Annotated in this window: 15 protein-coding genes; 11 read left to right on the top strand and 4 right to left on the bottom strand. The window is 64.4% G+C overall.

Features of this window, described 5'->3' with window-relative positions:
* Positions 1-470 precede the first annotated feature (470 nt).
* A complete protein-coding gene (locus tag J0F76_RS17350; protein WP_207471403.1) occupies positions 471-1,517 on the top strand; it encodes a hypothetical protein in 1,047 nt (348 codons plus the stop codon).
* A gap of 1,045 nt (positions 1,518-2,562) precedes the next feature.
* On the opposite strand, the gene J0F76_RS17340 is transcribed toward J0F76_RS17350, so the two are convergent.
* Positions 2,563-2,784 carry a type 1 glutamine amidotransferase family protein gene (locus J0F76_RS17340; protein WP_207471401.1) on the bottom strand — a complete coding sequence of 74 codons (222 nt, stop codon included), beginning with the start codon at positions 2,782-2,784 and terminating at the stop codon, positions 2,563-2,565.
* Positions 2,785-3,562: 778 nt separating this feature from the next.
* The gene (locus tag J0F76_RS17335; RefSeq protein ID WP_207471399.1) at positions 3,563-4,444 is read right to left on the bottom strand and encodes a recombinase family protein; all 882 of its coding nucleotides are present in this window, start codon (positions 4,442-4,444) and stop codon (positions 3,563-3,565) included.
* A gap of 359 nt (positions 4,445-4,803) precedes the next feature.
* On the opposite strand from J0F76_RS17335, the gene J0F76_RS17330 reads away from it, so the two are divergent.
* Positions 4,804-6,447, top strand: a complete 1,644-nt coding sequence (locus J0F76_RS17330; protein ID WP_207471397.1) for an IS66 family transposase — start codon at positions 4,804-4,806, stop codon at positions 6,445-6,447.
* Positions 6,448-6,736: 289 nt separating this feature from the next.
* On the opposite strand, the gene J0F76_RS17325 is transcribed toward J0F76_RS17330, so the two are convergent.
* Together J0F76_RS17325 and J0F76_RS17320 are read right to left on the bottom strand one after the other, a co-directional pair.
* Positions 6,737-7,765 (bottom strand): IS110 family RNA-guided transposase, encoded by a 1,029-nt coding sequence (locus J0F76_RS17325; protein WP_207471395.1) that lies wholly within the window; start codon positions 7,763-7,765, stop codon positions 6,737-6,739.
* 254 nt (positions 7,766-8,019) lie between these two features.
* Complete coding sequence (locus J0F76_RS17320) at positions 8,020-8,937, bottom strand: LysR family transcriptional regulator (protein ID WP_207471393.1); 918 nt, start codon at positions 8,935-8,937, stop codon at positions 8,020-8,022.
* 111 nt (positions 8,938-9,048) lie between these two features.
* Between J0F76_RS17320 and cuyA the strand changes: the two genes are divergently transcribed.
* From cuyA to J0F76_RS17275, 9 genes are all read left to right on the top strand, one after another.
* Positions 9,049-10,077, top strand: coding sequence for a D-cysteate sulfo-lyase (gene cuyA / locus J0F76_RS17315; protein ID WP_207471392.1), 1,029 nt, complete (start codon positions 9,049-9,051; stop codon positions 10,075-10,077).
* Between the two features lie 3 nt (positions 10,078-10,080).
* Entirely contained in the window at positions 10,081-11,289 is a 1,209-nt protein-coding gene (locus J0F76_RS17310; RefSeq protein ID WP_207471391.1) for a DegT/DnrJ/EryC1/StrS family aminotransferase, read from the top strand.
* Positions 11,286-12,029, top strand: a complete 744-nt coding sequence (gene cuyB / locus J0F76_RS17305; RefSeq protein ID WP_207471390.1) for a cysteate racemase — start codon at positions 11,286-11,288, stop codon at positions 12,027-12,029. Before J0F76_RS17310 ends, cuyB begins: the two co-directional genes overlap by 4 nt.
* A 40-nt stretch (positions 12,030-12,069) precedes the next feature.
* Positions 12,070-13,059: a taurine ABC transporter substrate-binding protein gene (tauA, locus tag J0F76_RS17300; protein ID WP_207471389.1), complete on the top strand. Its 990-nt coding sequence runs from the start codon at positions 12,070-12,072 to the stop codon at positions 13,057-13,059.
* 58 nt (positions 13,060-13,117) lie between these two features.
* On the top strand, positions 13,118-13,903 hold the full coding sequence (locus J0F76_RS17295; RefSeq protein WP_207471388.1) for a taurine ABC transporter ATP-binding protein: 786 nt from the start codon (positions 13,118-13,120) through the stop codon (positions 13,901-13,903).
* Positions 13,900-14,778, top strand: a complete 879-nt coding sequence (locus J0F76_RS17290) for an ABC transporter permease subunit (RefSeq protein ID WP_242690331.1) — start codon at positions 13,900-13,902, stop codon at positions 14,776-14,778. Before J0F76_RS17295 ends, J0F76_RS17290 begins: the two co-directional genes overlap by 4 nt.
* Positions 14,779-14,824: 46 nt before the next feature.
* Entirely contained in the window at positions 14,825-16,138 is a 1,314-nt protein-coding gene (hisD, locus tag J0F76_RS17285; protein WP_207471386.1) for a histidinol dehydrogenase, read from the top strand.
* Positions 16,139-16,141: 3 nt separating this feature from the next.
* Positions 16,142-16,918 (top strand): alpha/beta fold hydrolase, encoded by a 777-nt coding sequence (locus J0F76_RS17280; RefSeq protein ID WP_207471384.1) that lies wholly within the window; start codon positions 16,142-16,144, stop codon positions 16,916-16,918.
* Positions 16,919-16,926: 8 nt separating this feature from the next.
* Positions 16,927-17,382, top strand: a 456-nt coding sequence (locus J0F76_RS17275) for a putative sulfate exporter family transporter (protein ID WP_207471382.1), incomplete at its 3' end; no start/stop codon positions are given.

Here is a 17,382-nt window from a genome sequence, read left to right as displayed (position 1 = left end):
CGCTGCTCGTCCATTCAGACCTCCCTTTGGGGAGTTTGAATCAGAAATCAGCCGGTGGGGAAACCACGAATGTCCACGGACCATAGGCGCAGAGGATGAAGAAAAGGCTAACAGCTCGGGTCAGGACGCCGGGCCGAAGCCCGCCTCTTGCCGTTCTGGCCGGATGTGCAGGGGTCGTCCGGGCAGGCTCCTGTTGCGCCCCTCTTGGCCCATTTCAGCCGCAGGCCGCGTCGATCACTGCCATCAAGGCTTGGGGCCGGTCTGATGCACCATATAACCTCAGCCTGGCCAATCGCCCGGTGGAGCCGGCGCAGATTCAAGGCAACTGACAGCGCTCCCGTGCATCAGCAACTGCAAGGGAACAGGCCTCGCCGAGGCAGGTCCGGCACGCCCTCTTTCGTTGCAACCAGAGCGGAGGGAACGCGTCGCAGGATTGCCATGTTGACCTTTTCAAACGAAAGGCGTCTGACATGAACACGTTCCTTATCAGCAGCGCCGTGGCGCTCGCTCTGACATCGACACATCTCGCTGCCGGCCCGCTCCATACCTGGGGTCCTGTCGCGCCTCTGGAAGCCACGTCCGTGGAACGGCTCTGGCTGGCCAAAGACAACAACGGCAAGGGGCAGGGCAACGGCAAGGCGATGGGGAAGGGCCACGGCAGCCGCGGCCCCGACAGGACCCATGGCCGCAACGAAGAGCCGGGGGCAGGGAAGGGGAGGGATCATGCCGCCGGTCGCGCCGGAAAACCAGATCATGCGGGCGGGCCGCAGCTCAGGGCGAATGGCAAGGCTGCCGAGCATGCATCGGACGGACATGGAAACGGCCGCCGCGGCTTTACTACGGCGGAACGCGAAGAGGTTCTGGGCCGCACCCTTTCGACGCCGGCTCCTGACGGGCGGGACATGAAACGCCTTCTGGCCGCGACAGCGCTCGCAGTGGTCACACCTCAACTGCTCGTCGCCGATATCCCTGACGATGAGCTGATCGCCTACCGCAACTGTCCGCCGGGCCTTGCCAAGAAGGATCCCCCCTGCGTTCCCCCTGGACTGGCCAGGGAAGGTGTGACCTACAAGGAGTGGGCGTCGTATGATCGGGATGACTACGACACGATCTGGATCGAGCGCCGCGACGAATGGCTCAGGTCCGAGGCCGGTGTCGACCCCGACCCTGAGCTTCTGCTTTTGCAATCGGACCAGATCGCGACGCTCTTCGACCTTGATCCTGCCCCCGCTGGCCGCCGCTATGCTCTGATCGACGGAATGCCTGTCCTGCTCGACCAGAAGGATTACGACGCGCTGCTCTTGGTGAACCAGATGGCACAGGTGCCCGAGCTTGCGGACGGAACGCCGATTGCCCCGACGGCAGCCCTGACCCAGGATGAACTGGCCAGCGTATACCGCCTGCCGCAGCGGGGCGACGATGAGAACTATGCCGTTGTGAACGGGCAAGTCGTGCGGCTGAGCGACAGGAACTACGAGCTGCTTCAGATGATCCGCGTGGCGCGGGCCATTCTGTGAACAAGAAAGACCCGCCTGGCAGGGCGGGTCTTCGTTTCTTGCCGTGGTCAATATGAAGGCTGACAACACTACAGGGGCAAAATCAACAGACTTTTACAACCTAAGCGTGTTATTTGTCTGCAGCGCCCGGAGTGGCGCCTCTGTGCCTCGAGAGGAGAAAGGCGTTAGCGTTCGAGCCGCAGGTGTCACGGTGATGACTTTGCTACGCCCGCGCTTGACGCGCTGGATCGCGCCCATCTGTTCCAGAAGCTTAAGAGTGTCGGCCATGTGAGGGGCTTTCGTCCGGGTGATCTCACAGAGATCAGCGGCAGACTTAGTGCATTCATAGGTTTGCCAGCCCACGTGGCGGCAGATCGTCCACAAGATAGACATGGCCTCTTTGGCCTAGGCAGAAGTTTTGGCCGCCTCGAACAGGCGTTCGGTGACGGCGTCCTCATACTGGAATGCGATAGACACGTTTCCGCCTCCTAGAGGATCAAACTCAAGCCGGGTGGTGGCAGACAGTTCCTTGAGAGTTTGCGCAGCCTCACGGGCCTTGGCAGCACGTTCTGGGCTGCTTTCCTGTAGAGCCTGCTGATCGGCCAGCAGGGAAGCCTGATCATAGACACCGCGCTTGCGTAGCGCCCGGCCCGGTCAGATCGGCCGGCGGGGTCGGATTATGACGCTGCCGGGCCTCTGACACACCGACGATGGCACCAATAGACTGGACCGGGGCACTTGTCCCGCGCTGCGCTTCCTGGGTGGCCTTGGCAAGCTCTATGTCCTCGGCAGACACGCCAGAACGGCGCAGTTCGTGGATCGTCGCGCTGGGCATGTCATGCTCCGACAGTTACCTGTGGGGTAACTGTCAATTTCAATTTTGGGCAACCCTGCACGGCCAAAACTGCCAAATCGCTCCACCGTATCCATGTCTCCAAGTATAAAGAAGGCGCGGCCTGTGGATAACTTGAACCGCTTTACCTGTTGGAACGGTTGCAGGCTGGTGAAAAGAAAAAGCCCCAGGCGAGGCGCGCTTGGGGCTTGTCGGTGATGCAGGGTCAAGAAGTCAGTCGGTGATGCGGGACGCCGGTTCCAGCCGGTGCTTGAGCTCAGCCGGAGCCTGATTGGCAAAGTGATTGATGTTGTCCAAGTGCGCCTTCAACAGCGCTGCTGTTTCCTCGTCCGCGCCTGCCTTGGCGTTCTTTAACAGCGTGCAGACGGCGCTACCGATCTCACCGACCAAGGTATCGACTGCTTTCTGGGGCGACATTACAATGTTGTTGTTCATGAGAAGACCCTGTTTTTGCTAGTAACTAGAACTAAAACAGAACAAAATGGATGCTGCAAACCCAAACTGAAAAGCCCCTCGCCGGGACACAGCGGAGGGCCTTGTTCAGCATCGCGCCAGTTTGGAGGACCAGCCATGCCTGACGGGGTTGTAGCCAAGAGCGGCAGCGCACTCACCGTCTTATTGCGGCCCCGTTCGCTGCCTCTGAAGCGCAGGGTGAGACCAGACCCTATTCCGTGCCGTGCAGGTGGTCAGGTGATGCCAGGTATCTCATCCGGAAAGCCGAGTGCTTCTTCAAACAGACTAATAACAACTGCCTCAGCGGGGGAACCGCGACCACGGGAACGTGTTCATTACTCCGAAGCCCAGTGGCCGGCGGATGCGGTCATAGTTTTTCCTCTTTCCTCCGATGCCCCGGCGTTCCTGCGCCGGGGCTTCCCTTTTCAGGCTCGGCCATGAGGTGTGATCGCGTCCGAGGCGATGGGGGTGATCCAGTGCGGCTTTGTCATTCGGGGGCTGAGACATTGACGCTGCGTGAAACGGTCAGACTACACGGTTTGTCGAGGTGACGCCTGCCAAGGTTGGCTGGCAGGCAAAGGACAACCTGACGCCATGAAGAACATCAGCTTCAACAGCTACTCCTGCTGCCTGCCCGGTAAGTGCAATGCCTGAGGCGCGGAGGCTTCGGGCAAGGCCGTTGTCAATGGTGTCGGGCCCGGAAGCAGGATGGGCCAACGACCTGCCGCCCAGTATCGGTCAGCCTGATCCCACAGGGGGGCTATGCCGTGATCAGCCCTCGCCGCTCGGCCCGCACCAGCAGGGACCGGACGGACGACGGATACCATCTGGAACTGCCGCGCGGGGTGCGTTCGCGCATGTCCTCCAGCCGCCTGGCAATGCCCGCCAGCGTCAGGTCGGGGTCGGCGTGGCGCATCCCCGCGATGATGGCCAGCAGCCGGTCGTTAGGGGTGGGCCGCGGGGCGCGATCCAGCACGGTGGCGGGCAGCAGCCCGTCGCGGACATAGCGGCGGGTCGCGCGCTTCAGCCGCTCGACCGTCCAGGGCTGACCGGTGCGTGCGCCCAGAAGCCGGGTCAGGTCGTCCCAGGCCATCCCGGGACGGTGGCGGCGCACCAGCGGCAGCCAGGTATCGGCCGTGGCTTCGATCTTCCTGAAATAGGTTTCGTCCCGGGCCACGCGCAGCTTGCGGATCGCCTCGCGGTCGCCGGCTTTCAGGGCCGGATTGCCGCCGACCCGCCCCTGGGCGCGCGCCGCCCGCAGTCCCGCCCTGGTGCGCTCGCGGATCAGCGCGCGCTCCAGTTCCGCAACGGCCCCCATCACCTGCAGGCTGAACTTGCCCTGCGCCGTGGTGGTGTCGATGGGATCGCCCAGGGACCGGAAATGCGCGCCCTTGGCCTCCAGCGTCTCGATGACCTGCAAGAGATGGCTCAGCGAGCGGGCCAGCCGGTCCAGGCGGACCACCACCAGCGTCTCGCCAGGTCGGATCGTCGCCAGAAGCCGGGCCAGGGCAGGGCGGGTGCGGTCCGCACCCGAGGCGTGCTCCTCGTGGATGACGGCGCACCCTGCCGCGCGCAACTCCATCCGCTGAGGATCAAGCGTCTGCTCTCCGGTCGAGACGCGGGCATAGCCGATGAGGGGCACGGATGGCTCCAGGTTTGAACTGTCGGTAGCCTCCATACACAATCCAAATTCGTAAGGAAACGGTCGTTTGATGATCACTGTATTTCCTGTCGTGCTTGGCCGAGGCACTCAAGACACAGCAATAACGCACGGCAAAAAGTGACAAGCGAGGCACGCGAAGAGGGGTAGGGAAGGCAGGAACGAAGGTTCTAGATACGACCGTCCGCATGCAAATGTAATCCGCATTTCATGAAGATAGTACGCCCATGTTGGTAATTGATTTAGAAAAGACTACGCTGTGACTTCGGCTCGCCCCGTAAGTGGGGCAGATCTCCGGGCAAGATCGTTGCGCCTGTGGCAGATGTCTGATTCAACAAGGCATGAGCCCGCTTTCGGACGATGGATCTGAGACGCTGCCGCCCGACGCCTTGTGCCGGCTCGTTGTCGATCTGTCGCAGCGGCTTGGCGCCCTCGAGGCGCAGGTGGCCGAGCTGCGGGACGAGCTCGAAAAGATCGAAATGGCTCGTGCTTCTCTGCAGGCCGAGAACCAGGACTTGCGCGACGAGATCGCGCGCTTGAAGAACCTACCACCTCGGCCGCCCTTCAAGCCGTCCGGCATGGAAAAGGTGACAAACCGTGAACTTGGCAAGCCGAGCGGGATACGTCGGCCAAGGGGACCCAAGAAAGATGCGGATCGTGTCAGCCGCGAAGAGGTGCTGGTAGCCAAGGCGCCAGCAGGATCGCGCTTCAAGGGCTATGAAACTTGCCTGGTCCGTGAACTGGTAATCTCGGCCGAGCTTGTCCGCTATCGGCGCGAACGTTGGCTGACCCCGGAAGGCAAGACAATCATTGCGCCCTTGCCGGAGGGACTGCTCGGCGGCTTTGACGCCAACCTGCGGCGGTTCTGCTTGGTGCTTCATGCCCAGGGGCAGGTCACGACAGAGCGGCTGACCGCGATCCTGAACGGCATCGGCCTGGAGATCTCCAAGCGCCAGGTCGTGCGCATCCTCACCTCTGATCTGGATGGGTTTGTGGCGGAGGATCAAGCAATCTTGCGGAGCGGCCTGGCCACTGCGCCTTATATCAGCGTGGATGACACCGGTGCCCGACACGCTCGCCGCGACGAGGTCACGACGCAAATCGGCGGCAGCCGGTTCAGCGTCTTTCGCACGGGCCGCTCGAAGTCACGGCTGAACTTCCTGTCTCTGCTGAGGGCCGGGTGCGAGGATTACATCATCAACGACGCGGCGCTCGACTATATGCGCCTTCGCAAGGTGGCGCCGGATGTCATCAGTAAGCTTGCTGCCCATCCCGAGACCTCATTTGCCTCGCAGATGGCCTGGTATGATCATCTGGTAAGGCTGCGGCTCCATGTCTTCGATCGCACCCTGGTGCGCGAGCTAAGCGAGGCGGCCCTGTGGGGCGCGGTGCGCCATCACGGGCTGATGGGCAACACGGTGGTCGTGTCAGACGATGCCGGACAGTTCCGCATCCCCAATCATGCCCTGTGTTGGGTTCATGCCGAGCGGCTGCTGCAAAAGCTGATGCCGAAAACACCCGAACAGACGCGCAAGCTGGACAAGGTCCGAGACCAGGTCTGGGGCCTCTACCGTGATCTGAAGCTCTGGAAGCAAAAGCCGTCTGCGAAAGACGCGCCCGTCCTCGCCCATCGCTTCGACGACATTTTCGAGCAACGCACCCGTTACAAGGAGTTGGGTCAGTTGCTGGCTCGCCTGCACAGGCGAAAGCACGAACTGCTGAAGGTGCTGGAGCGGCCCGAGATCCCGCTCCACACCAATGTCTCGGAAAACGACCTGCGGGCCTGCGTAACCAAGCGCCGGATCTCGGGCGGCACGATGAGCGCCGATGGCCGCGAAGCCCGCGATGTGATGCTTGGGCTCATGAAGACCTGCCGAAAGCTCGGCATCTCCTTCTTCGCCTATCTGGGTGATCGGCTCGGCGTCAAAGGGCTCACTGGCTGTATCCCGTTTCTTCCAGAACTCGTTGCCGTTCGGCCCGCTTGAACCGAGTTGCCCGGAAATCTGCCCCATGTGTGGACGCCCCGTTGGATGCAAGTGGAATCTTGAGCGCGATCGGGCATGTGATCAGGTGCGGTCGTGTGTCCGGCCTCGAAGATGCGGCCTTTCATGCGCCGCGGGCCCTTATGGAGATATGCAGGTCAGGACCAGTTCGCTTACCCGCGCTCAGAGGCGCCTTGGGGCTTGTGTGGTTCTCCTGACCCGGTCTCATGACCGTGTGCCCTTACGTTCCTTCGCTCCCTCTCACATCCGGCGACAACCCGCCAACACCGGCCTATGCGGCCGCCATTGCCGGATCCCTGTAGTCCTCTCCCTTGCGCAGCAGCGCCCAAGCCGTGCGCGCCATGCGGTTGGCCAGCGCCACCGCGACCAGCATCTTCGGCTTGCGGGCCAGCATCCGGGCAAGCCACGAGCCATCTGGCGCGCCTTTGCGTGCCGCCCACCGCACCACAGCGACAGCCCCGATGATCAGCAACCGGCGAATGTCGCGCCGACCCATCTTCGAGGTGCGGCCCAGTCGGTCCTTGCCGCCGCTGGAATGTTGTCGCGGCGTGAGGCCGACCCATGCGGCAAAGTCCCGCCCCTTGGAGAAGGTCTCCATCGGCGGCGCAAAGGTGGTGATCGCCGTTGCGGTCACAGCCCCCACTCCCGGGATCGTCGTCAGCCGCCGCACGGTATCGTCAGCAGTTGCGCGCTTGCGCAACTCGGCATCAAGGCCCGCGATCTTCTCAGCCAATCCGGCGATCTGGCCTAGCAGAAGGCGCGCCAGGTCGCGGACGGCCACGGGCAACACGCCCTCGTCGCCCTCAATGAGCGCCTCAAGGCGCCCGACATGCGCGATGCCGGTGGGCACCACGAGACCTTGCTCGGCAAGATGGCCGCGCAAGGCGTTGATCGTCTGCGTGCGTTGGCGAACCAGAAGATCCCGGGTCCGGTAGGCCATTGCACATGCCTGCTGGGCCTCGGTCTTCACAGCCACAAACCGCATCGTCGGCCGCGACGCCGCCTCCGCAATCGCCTCGGCATCGGCCATGTCGTTTTTGTGCCGTTTCACGAACGGCTTCACATAGGCTGGCGGAATCAGCCGCACATCGTGGCCGAGGTCACCGATTGCCCGGCCCCAATGATGAGCACTGGCGCAAGCTTCCATGGCCACAATGCAAGGCTCCTGTGCCGCCATGAACTTCAACAGCTGCGCCCGTGACAGCTTGCGGCGGAAGACCACTGCTCCGTCAGCTGCAGCGCCATGCGCCTGAAACACGTTCTTGGCCAAATCCAGGCCGATGATGCTAACCTCTTCCATGGACGCTCCCCTCCGTAGCGGTGCTTCAACACCCGCCACCATGGCACATCGATGCCGCCGGGGGGCGTCCACCCCATCGCTTACGCTCGCCCCGGGGTAGCTGGGGCAGATAGCGGGGCGGTGTGAGTTTGCGCCGGTTGCCGGTCTACAGATCTGGCAGTTGGAAGAAGGCGCTCGGTGATCCCGGTGGGCCAAGATGATCACCGAGGTAGGCCGAGAAAGAAGAAGGTGGCGCAGATTGCCACAAAACAGCATCAATCAAGCAAGTTGGCTAAGCATGCGGAGCCTTTTGAGGTAAGACTAGTCCACACGGCATCTGCGCGGGACGAACGCGAGCTTTTCAGGCGCAGGATGTTCAGCGCCAGATCGGCCGCGCCGAAGTTCGCGCTGACATCAGCCAGTTCGCCTTTGCGCAGGAAAGGCTGAGCCAGCGACCGGGGCACCCAAGCCAGCGCCCCGCCGATCAACGCAAATTGCAGCGCCGCTAAGGTCAGGGCGGTTTCGGCATACGAGGTAAAGAGCCCCGGCTCGGCCTGTGGCCAGACCTCATCGCGCACCACCCGCCCCAGGAACACGTCGCCCGGATAGAAGACGGTCGGCACGCGCCCCTGCTGCCGCGCGGCCTGCAGGCGATCCGCCTCGCGGGCGGCAAACACCGCGACCAGCCGCTCACGGCCCAAGGCAAAGGTTTCGATGAAGTCCGGATCAAAGACCAGTGGCTGGCGGTCGGTGCTGTAGGACAGCATGAAGTCAGCCTGCCGCGTCAGCAGCAGCGTATAGCAGTCCTCGCGGTTCGCCGAACGCAGGCGGATGTCGATATGGCCCGGCTCGGTGATGGTCTGGATCAGCAGCGGCGCGATGGCGGTGGTGATGGCATGTTGGCTGGCGATCACGATCCGGGTCGGTTCGCCGCCGTCGTTTCGCACAAGCTCGCTGCGCAGGTTGCGCAGACTGTCGGCGATCTTGCGCATCTCGTCGCAGCGCTCCAGAACCGCGCGGCGCAGTTCGGCCGGCTTGCGGCTGCGGTCGAACAGTTCGACCCCCAGTTGTTCCTCGATCATGCGCAGGCGGCGCGAAAAGGCTGATTGGGTGAGAAACCGTCGCTCGGCCGCCCGGATCATCGACCCAGTGTCGGCCACCGCCAGGATGTCCTCGATCCACTCAAGCCGCATCTGCTACCCTTTACATGAAGCACATGCATTTTAGACGCCGAATTACGCATTTGAAAAGCCCAGCGTTCAGGGTGAACATGCATGAAAAGGCTTAAATCAAGGATCCTCCACATGCTGCTGACTCGCTTTCCGCGCACCTTTCTGGCCCATCTGCCCACCCCGCTGGAGCGGATGGATCGCCTGTCCAAGGAACTTGGCGGGCCTGAAATCTGGATCAAGCGCGACGACTGCACCGGCATGTCGACGGGCGGTAACAAAACCCGCAAGCTGGAATTCCTGATGGCCGAGGCCGAGGCGCAAGGCGCCGATACAGTTATCACCCAGGGTGCCACGCAGTCGAACCATGCCCGCCAGACCGCGGCCTTCGCCGCCAAGCTGGGCTTTGGTTGCCATATCCTGCTGGAAGACCGTACCGGCAGCAAGGACGAGAACTACAACCACAATGGCAACGTGCTGCTCGATCACCTGCACGGCGCGACGACCGAATGTTTCGCGGGCGGGCTGGACATGAACACCGAGATGGAGAAGGTCGCCGACCGGATGCGCGCCCAGGGCCGCAAGGTCTATACGATCCCAGGCGGCGGCTCGAACACCACCGGGGCGCTTGGATATGTCAACTGCGCGTTCGAACTGATCAGTCAGGCCAATGACCGCGGCCTGGTCATCGACCACCTGATCCACGCTACCGGCAGTGCCGGCACGCAGGCGGGACTGATCACCGGACTCAAGGCGATGAATGCGCAGGTGCCGCTGCTGGGCATTGGCGTGCGCGCGCCCAAGGCCAAGCAGGAAGAGAACGTCTTCACGCTGGCCCAAGCGACGGCGCAGAAGATCGGCGCCCCCGACGCGGTCCGGCGCGAAGATGTGGTTGCCAATACAGACTATGTGGGCGAGGGTTATGGTATCCCGACCGCTGGCGGCCTCGAGGCCATCGCCATGTTCGCCGAGTTGGAGGGCATCCTGCTGGATCCGGTCTATTCCGCGAAGGGTGCGGCGGGCATGATCGACCTGATCCGCAAGGGCCAGTTCAAGAAGGGCGAGCGGCTGGTGTTCCTGCACACCGGCGGCGCGGCGGCGCTGTTCGGCTATAGCGCGGCCTTCGATTTCAGCGACCGGCGCGTCGGGTCCGAGGCGGCCTGAATCATGGTCATTCGGCCCTTCACCCGCAGCTTTACCCAGCAGGAACCGATCCCCGAGGATGCGATCGCCGCCGCGGTCGAGGTCATGCGGTCGGGCCGGCTGCACCGCTACAACACCGCCCCGGGCGAGGAAGCGGAGGCTTCGGCGCTGGAGCGCGAAGTTGCCGCCTGGCAGGGCAGCCGCTTTGCGTTGGCTTGTGCCTCGGGCGGGGCGGCGCTGCGCATCGCGCTGCGTGCGGCGGGCATCGGGCCCGGCGACACGGTCCTGACCAATGGCTTCACCCTGGCCCCGGTGCCGGGGGCCATCGTCGCCGTGGGTGCGCGTCCGGTGCTGGTCGAGATCGACGAGAACCTGTGTCTCGATCTGGATGATCTCGAGGCCAAAATCGCGCAGCATCGCCCGACTGCGGTGATGGCCTCGCACATGCGCGGGCATCTGTGCGACATGGACCGGCTGGCGGCGATCTGCGCGGCGGCGGGGGCTGCGCTGATCGAGGACTGCGCGCATACTCAGGGCGCGCGCTGGCGGGGGCGGCGCAGCGGCTCGTTCGGACTGGCGGGGGCCTTCAGCACCCAGACCTACAAGCACCTGAATTCGGGCGAGGGGGGGATCCTCGTCTCGGACGATCCGGATTTCATGGCCCGTGCGATCCTGCTGTCGGGCTCGTACATGCTGTACGCCCGCCACGGGGCCGCGCCGGACGAGACCCATTTTCAGGCCGCCCGGCTGGACGTGCCGAACCAGTCGGCCCGCATGGACAACCTGCGCGCCGCGCTGCTGCGCCCGCAGCTGGTCCGGATCGACGATGCGGTGCGCCGCTGGAACGCGCGCTACGACGCTGTGGCCCGCAGCCTAGCCCGCGCGCCACAGCTGGTGCTGCCGCACCGCCCGTCCGAGGAGGAATTCGTCGGCAGCTCGATCCAGTTCCGCATTCCTGGCATCAGCCCCGAGGCCGCCCGCCGCTTTGTCGCCGACGCGGCCGCCCTGGGGGTGGAACTGAAATGGTTCGGTGCCGACGAGCCCGTGGGCTTCACTTCGGCGCACCACAGTTGGCGCTATGTCGAGCCGCAGGCGCTGCCGCGCACCGACGCCATCCTGGCGGGACTGTTCGACATGCGCCTGCCGCTGACCTTCACCCTGGAGGATTGCACGCAGATCGGCGAGATCATCACCGCCTGCGCCGCCCGCCTCGTCCCCGAGGCGCAACCATGAGCGGGCGGCGCCGGATCGGCATCCTGGGCGGCATGGGCCCCGAAGCCACGGTCGAACTGATGTCGCGCCTGATCGCCGCGACCCCCGCGCGGGACGATTCCGACCATATACCGCTGCTGGTGGACATGAACCCGCAGGTGCCCTCGCGCATCGCGCGGCTGATCGAAGGGCGCGGCGCCGATCCCGGACCGGTGCTCGCACAAATGGCCTGCGGTCTGGAACAGGCGGGCGTTGCGGCGCTTGCGATGCCTTGCAACACTGCCCATCACTATGCTCCTGTCATCCGCGCGGCGGTGACGATCCCCTTCATCGACATGGTGGAACGCTCGGCCGCCCTGGCTGTGGCCCGAGCAGGCCAGGGTACGCAGATCGGGATTCTGGGATCGCCCGCGCTGCGCCAGATCGGCATCTTCGACGCGGCCTTAGCCCGGCACGGCGCCAGTGCGGCCTATCCGACCGATCAGCTGGCGCTGCTGGAGGCAATTCGGCAGATCAAGGCAGCGGGACCTTCCGCGGCCGCCGCGGCGACGCTGGGTGCGGCCGCCGCAGATCTTGCGGGCCGGGGGGCAGGGGTGCAGCTTGTTGCCTGCACGGAATTTTCGCTGATCGCGCATGCGGCGGCGGAACAAGCCGACACGTTGGACACACTGGATGTCCTGGTCGACGCCATCGTCGAATTTGCGCTTAGCCCGGATCACGTCCGGACCAAGGACAAAATGACAGCGTCCGCCATCACATGAGCGGCGCGCCACGGAAATAACCAACAACAGGGAAACAGACATGCTTGGACATTTTCGCAGAACGCTGACAGCCACCGCCGCATTGCTGGCCTTGGCCGGCGCCGCCGGTGCCGAGACCGTCGTGATCGGCCATTTCGGCAACCCCACTCCGATGCAGGTTGCCGCATCCGAAGGCAAATTTGCCGAGGCCACCGGCTGGGACGTCGAATGGCGTAAGTTCGCCTCGGGCGCCGACGTGATCGCCGCCATGGCCTCGGGCGACATCAAGCTGGCCGAACTGGGCTCTTCGCCATTGGCGATCGCTGCTACGCAGGGTGTGGATCTTCAGATGTTCATGCTGGCGCAAGTGATCGGCACCGCCGAAAGCCTGATCGTGCGGAACGGCTCGGGCATCGAGACGCTGGCCGATCTCAAGGGCAAGCGCATCGCGGTGCCGGTCGGATCGACGGCACATTTTTCGCTGATGGGGGCCTTGGCCCATGCCGAACTTGGCAGCAATGACGTGACCATCATGTCCATGCCGCCTGACCAGATCGCTGCCGCCTGGCAGCAGGAAGCCATCGACGCCGCCTTCATCTGGCAACCGGTGCAAGAAGAAATCCTGCAAACTGGCACGCGGCTGGTGGGTGCCGACGAAACGGCAGGCTGGGGCTATCCGACCTTTGACGGCTGGGTGGTGAATACGGACTTCGCCGCCGAGAACAAGGAGGCGTTGCAGGCTTTCGTGCGGACCGTCGATGCGGCCAACAAGGCCTATCTGGACAACGCGGCCGCCTGGACCCCGGACAGTCCCGAAGTTCAGACCATCGCCAGCTATACCGGCGCCGATCCTTCGCAGGTGCCGGCGATCCTTGAGGGCTATTCCTTCCTGCCCGCCGCTGAGCAGGCCAAGTCCGAATGGCTGGGTGAGGGTATCGCGGAAGCGTTGAAGTCCACGGCCGAGTTTCTAAAGGAAGCTGGCCGGATCGACAGCGCCAGCGACGATTACACGCCTTTCGTCACGGCCGACTTTCTGTCGGTCGCGAAGTAACCTTATCAACTCACCCGCGCCCGGCGGGGCCGGCGCGCAGGGAAAGGACGGTAGTCGAATGGCACTGGAAATTTGCAACGCCTCGGTCATCTATCCGGCGCAGGCTGGCCGCCCGCCGGTCGAGGCTCTCAGCAACATCAACCTGCACGTGGACGAGCACGACTTCGTGGTCGCCCTGGGGGCGTCGGGTTGCGGCAAGTCGACGCTGCTCAACCTGATTGCGGGGTTCCTCTCGCCCTCGAGCGGGAAAATCGTGCTGGACGGCAGCGATGTCGCCGGGCCGGGAGCCGACCGCTCGGTCGTGTTCCAGAAGCACGCGCTGCTGCCCTGGCTGAATGTGCGCGACAACGTGGCCTTCGGGCTGAAGCTGCAAGGCAAAGGCTCAGCGGCCGATGCAGTCGCTGCCCGGTTTATCGCGCTTCTGGGCTTGTCAGGTTTCGAGAAATCGCCTGTCTATGCGCTGTCTGGTGGCATGCAACAGCGCGTTGGGATCGCTCGGGCACTGACCTGCGATCCCAAAATCCTGCTGATGGACGAACCGCTGGGGGCACTTGACGCTCTCACCCGTGAACGTGCGCAGGAGCTGATCCTGAAGATCTGGAAGGACACCGGCAAGACGGTCTTCCTGATTACCCACAGTGTCGAGGAGGCATTGTTTATGGGAACCAAGCTGATTGTCATGTCGCCGCGCCCGGGCCGCATTACCTACCGTTTCGACCTTCCGTTCTCGCGACGCTTCCTGGATGGGGTTCCTGCACGCCAGGTCAAGGCATCTCGCGAGTTCATCGAATTGCGCGAGGAGGTGCTGCGCATCATCTTCGCCGACGAGGAGCAGGTCGCATGACCGATCAGAGCACCATGGCCCCCCATCTTCGCAAACCACGTACTAGCCTCTTCTCGACCTTTTCCCGAGCCCGGGCGACTCGGCCCGGAGAAACCTACGGCGTGCCGGGGCAAGGCAATACCACCTGGCTCAGCGTTGCAACGATCCTGGCGCTGATCTTCGTCTGGTGGGCGGTGACCGCCACAGGGCTGGTCAAGCCACTGTTTGTGCCCTCGCCGCAGTCGATCGTACAGAAGTTCGTCGATGTCTGGGTCAACGGCTTTACCGGCGCACCGCTCTGGCAGCATATCCTGATCTCGACCGCGCGCGTCTTCGGCGCATTCCTTCTGGCCTGCGCAATCGGCATTCCGCTGGGCTTGGCCATGGGGATGAGCCCGATCATGCGCGGCATCTTCGATCCCCCGATTGAGATCTACCGTCCAGTCCCGCCGCTGGCCTATTTGCCCCTGATGATCATCTGGTTCGGCATTGGCGAAACTTCGAAGGTGCTGCTGATCTTCCTGTCGGTTTTCGCGCCCATTGCGCTTGGGGCGCGGGCCGGGGTCCGATCGGCCGCCATCGAACAGATCCACGCCGCCTATTCCTTTGGTGCCTCGCGCTGGCAGGTGCTGCGCCATGTGATCCTGCCCTCGGCTATGCCCGAGATCCTGACCGCCATGCGCATTGGCATCGGCTTTGGCTGGACGACGCTGGTCGCCGCCGAGATGGTCGCGGCCACCAAGGGCATCGGCTACATGGTGCTCAGCGCCTCGCAGTTCCTGCAGACCTCGACGGTGATCATGGGGATCTTCGTGATCGCGGCTATCGCCTATGCCTTCGACCTGCTGATGCGGTTCCTCGAACGGCGCCTGGTGCCGTGGAAGGGCAAGATGTAGCCGCCGTCCCCTGCCAACCGACACAACCGACCTGAAGGAGCCGAAGATGGGCGTGACCCAGCTCAAGACTGCCGCGCGTAGCGTGGCCACGGACGCCGCCGATATCGAACAGACCGTCCGCACGATCCTGGCCGAGATCGAGGCCAGTGGCGAAGAGGCCGCCCGCCGCTATGCCCGACAGTTCGACGGCTACGAAGGCAACCTGATCCTGACCCGCGACGAGATCGCCGCGGCGGCGGACGAGGTCAGCCCGCAGCTCAAGGACGACATCCGCTACGCCTATGAGAACATCCGCACTTTCGCCGAGGCCCAGAAAGCGACGATCGGCGATTTTGAGGTAGAACTGAGACCTGGCCTGTTCGCCGGCCAACGGGCGATCCCCTGCAATGCGGCCGGATGCTATGTGCCGGGCGGGCGTTATGCCCATATCGCGTCCGCTATGATGACGGTGACCACGGCCAAGGTCGCGGGCTGCCATCACATCGTCGCCTGCTCACCTCCGCAGAAGGGCAGGGGCATCCACCCCGCCATCGTCTATACGGCGGACCTCTGTGGGGCCGACACGATCCTGGCCATGGGCGGGGTGCAGGGCGTCGCCGCGATGGCCAACGGCCTGTTTGGGTTGCCCAAGGCCGACATCCTGGTCGGCCCGGGTAACCAGTTTGTCGCCGAGGCCAAGCGGTTGCTGTTCGGCCAGGTCGGCATCGACATGTTCGCCGGCCCGACCGACAGCCTGATCATCGCTGACGACAGCGCCGATGCAGAATTCGTGGCCTGGGATCTCGTTGGGCAGGCCGAGCATGGCTACAACTCGCCGGTCTGGCTGATCACCGACGACCGTGCCCTAGCCGAGGCGGTGATCGCGCGCGTTCCCGCGCTGATCGCCAGCCTGCCCGAGATGAACGGCCGCAATGCCGAGGCCGCTTGGCGCGACTATGCCGAAGTGTTCCTGTGCGACAGCCGCGAGGACATGGCGGCCCTGTCCGACCGGATCGCGCCCGAGCATCTGCACGTGCAGGCACGCGATCTGGACTGGTGGCTGGGGCGGCTGTCCTGCTATGGCTCGCTGTTTCTGGGCGAGGAGACGACGGTGGCCTTCGGCGACAAGGCCTCGGGCACCAACCACGTTCTGCCGACCTCGGGGGCCGCACGCTATACCGGGGGTCTTTCGGTCCACAAGTACATGAAGCTGGTCACCTGGCAGCGGGCCCGTGCCGAGGCCGTCCTGCCGCTTGCCGAGGCCACGGCCCGCATCTCGCGCCTCGAGGGGATGGAGGGGCATGCCCGCACCGCCGACATCCGGATCGCGAAATACACGCCCGTCGCGGATCGCGTCCACGAAGCCGTGGGCGGAAGATGATCCATGGGTAAGGCCGCCTCTGCGCTTGTCCTGGTCCACGGCTATCTGGGCAGCGCGGCGCATTGGCGCGACCAGATTGCGCGGTTCGGCGGGCGGATCCGGGTCGTCGCGCCCGATCTGCCCGGCTTTGGCGCGCGCAGCACCGAGACCGCCCCTGACAGCATCGCTGGCTTCGCACAAGACATCCTGCGCCAATTGGACGAACAGGGCGTCCAGTCCTTTCATCTGGTCGGTCATTCGATGGGCGGCATGATCGCGCAAGAGATCGCCGCCCTGGCCCCGGCACGGGTAGGGCGGCTGGTGCTCTACGGCACCGGGCCGCAGGGCGCCTTGCCGAACCGGTTCGAACCGATCGCCGCATCACGGGCGCGTATCATGTCCGAGGGCCTCGGACCGGCAATTGAACGCATCGTCGCCAGCTGGTTTCTGACGGGCGAGGCGGCGCCTGGCTATCCCGGCTGCGCCGATCTGGCGTCGCACGTCGGGACGCAGGCCGCCTTGGCTGCGCTGACCGCAATGGAAAGCTGGGACGGACGCGACCGGCTTGGGGTTATTGTCGCGCCGACGCTGGTCCTGTGGGGCGACTGTGACCGCTCTTATGGCTGGAGCGAGACGGAAATGCTCTGGCGCGGTATCCCGCGAGCATCGCTGGCGGTGGTGCCCGGCGCGGCCCACAACGTTCACCAGGAAAAGCCGGAGATCTTCAACCGGTTGCTGTCGGACTTTCTGGAACTCTCAACGCACAGCGAAACGGAGGCCCCGGCTGTCAAAGCCGGATAGGATGCAAGATGGCGACTCTGAACATATCGCCCTCGGCGCTTGAGGTCACGCGATCCTGTTGGCCCGGCTTTGCTGTCTCGGTTTTGGTGGCGGCGACGGCGCAATTTCTGTCCGAGCATTACGGCGCGCCGGCGATGCTCTTGGCGCTGCTGCTGGGCTTGGCGCTGAACTTCCTGGCCGAGGACGGCACCCGGACCGCGCCGGGCGTTGCGCTGACGGCGCGCACGGTGCTGCGGCTGGGGGTGGCGCTTCTGGGCGCGCGCATCAGCGTGGACATGCTGGCAGGCCTGGGCGGTCCGGCGATCGCTCTGGTCGTGGCGGGCGTGGTGCTGACCATCCTGTTCGGGCTGGTGGCCGCGCGCTTTGTTGGTCGCGGCTGGCGCTTTGCGCTGCTGACCGGCGGCTCGGTGGCGATCTGCGGGGCCTCGGCCGCCATGGCGATCGCCGCGGTGCTGCCGCGCCAT

The sequence above is a fragment of the Paracoccus fontiphilus genome, from assembly GCF_017356265.1.
GTDB classification, from domain to species: domain Bacteria; phylum Pseudomonadota; class Alphaproteobacteria; order Rhodobacterales; family Rhodobacteraceae; genus Paracoccus; species Paracoccus fontiphilus.
This window is presented reverse-complemented; position numbering and strand designations above follow the sequence as displayed.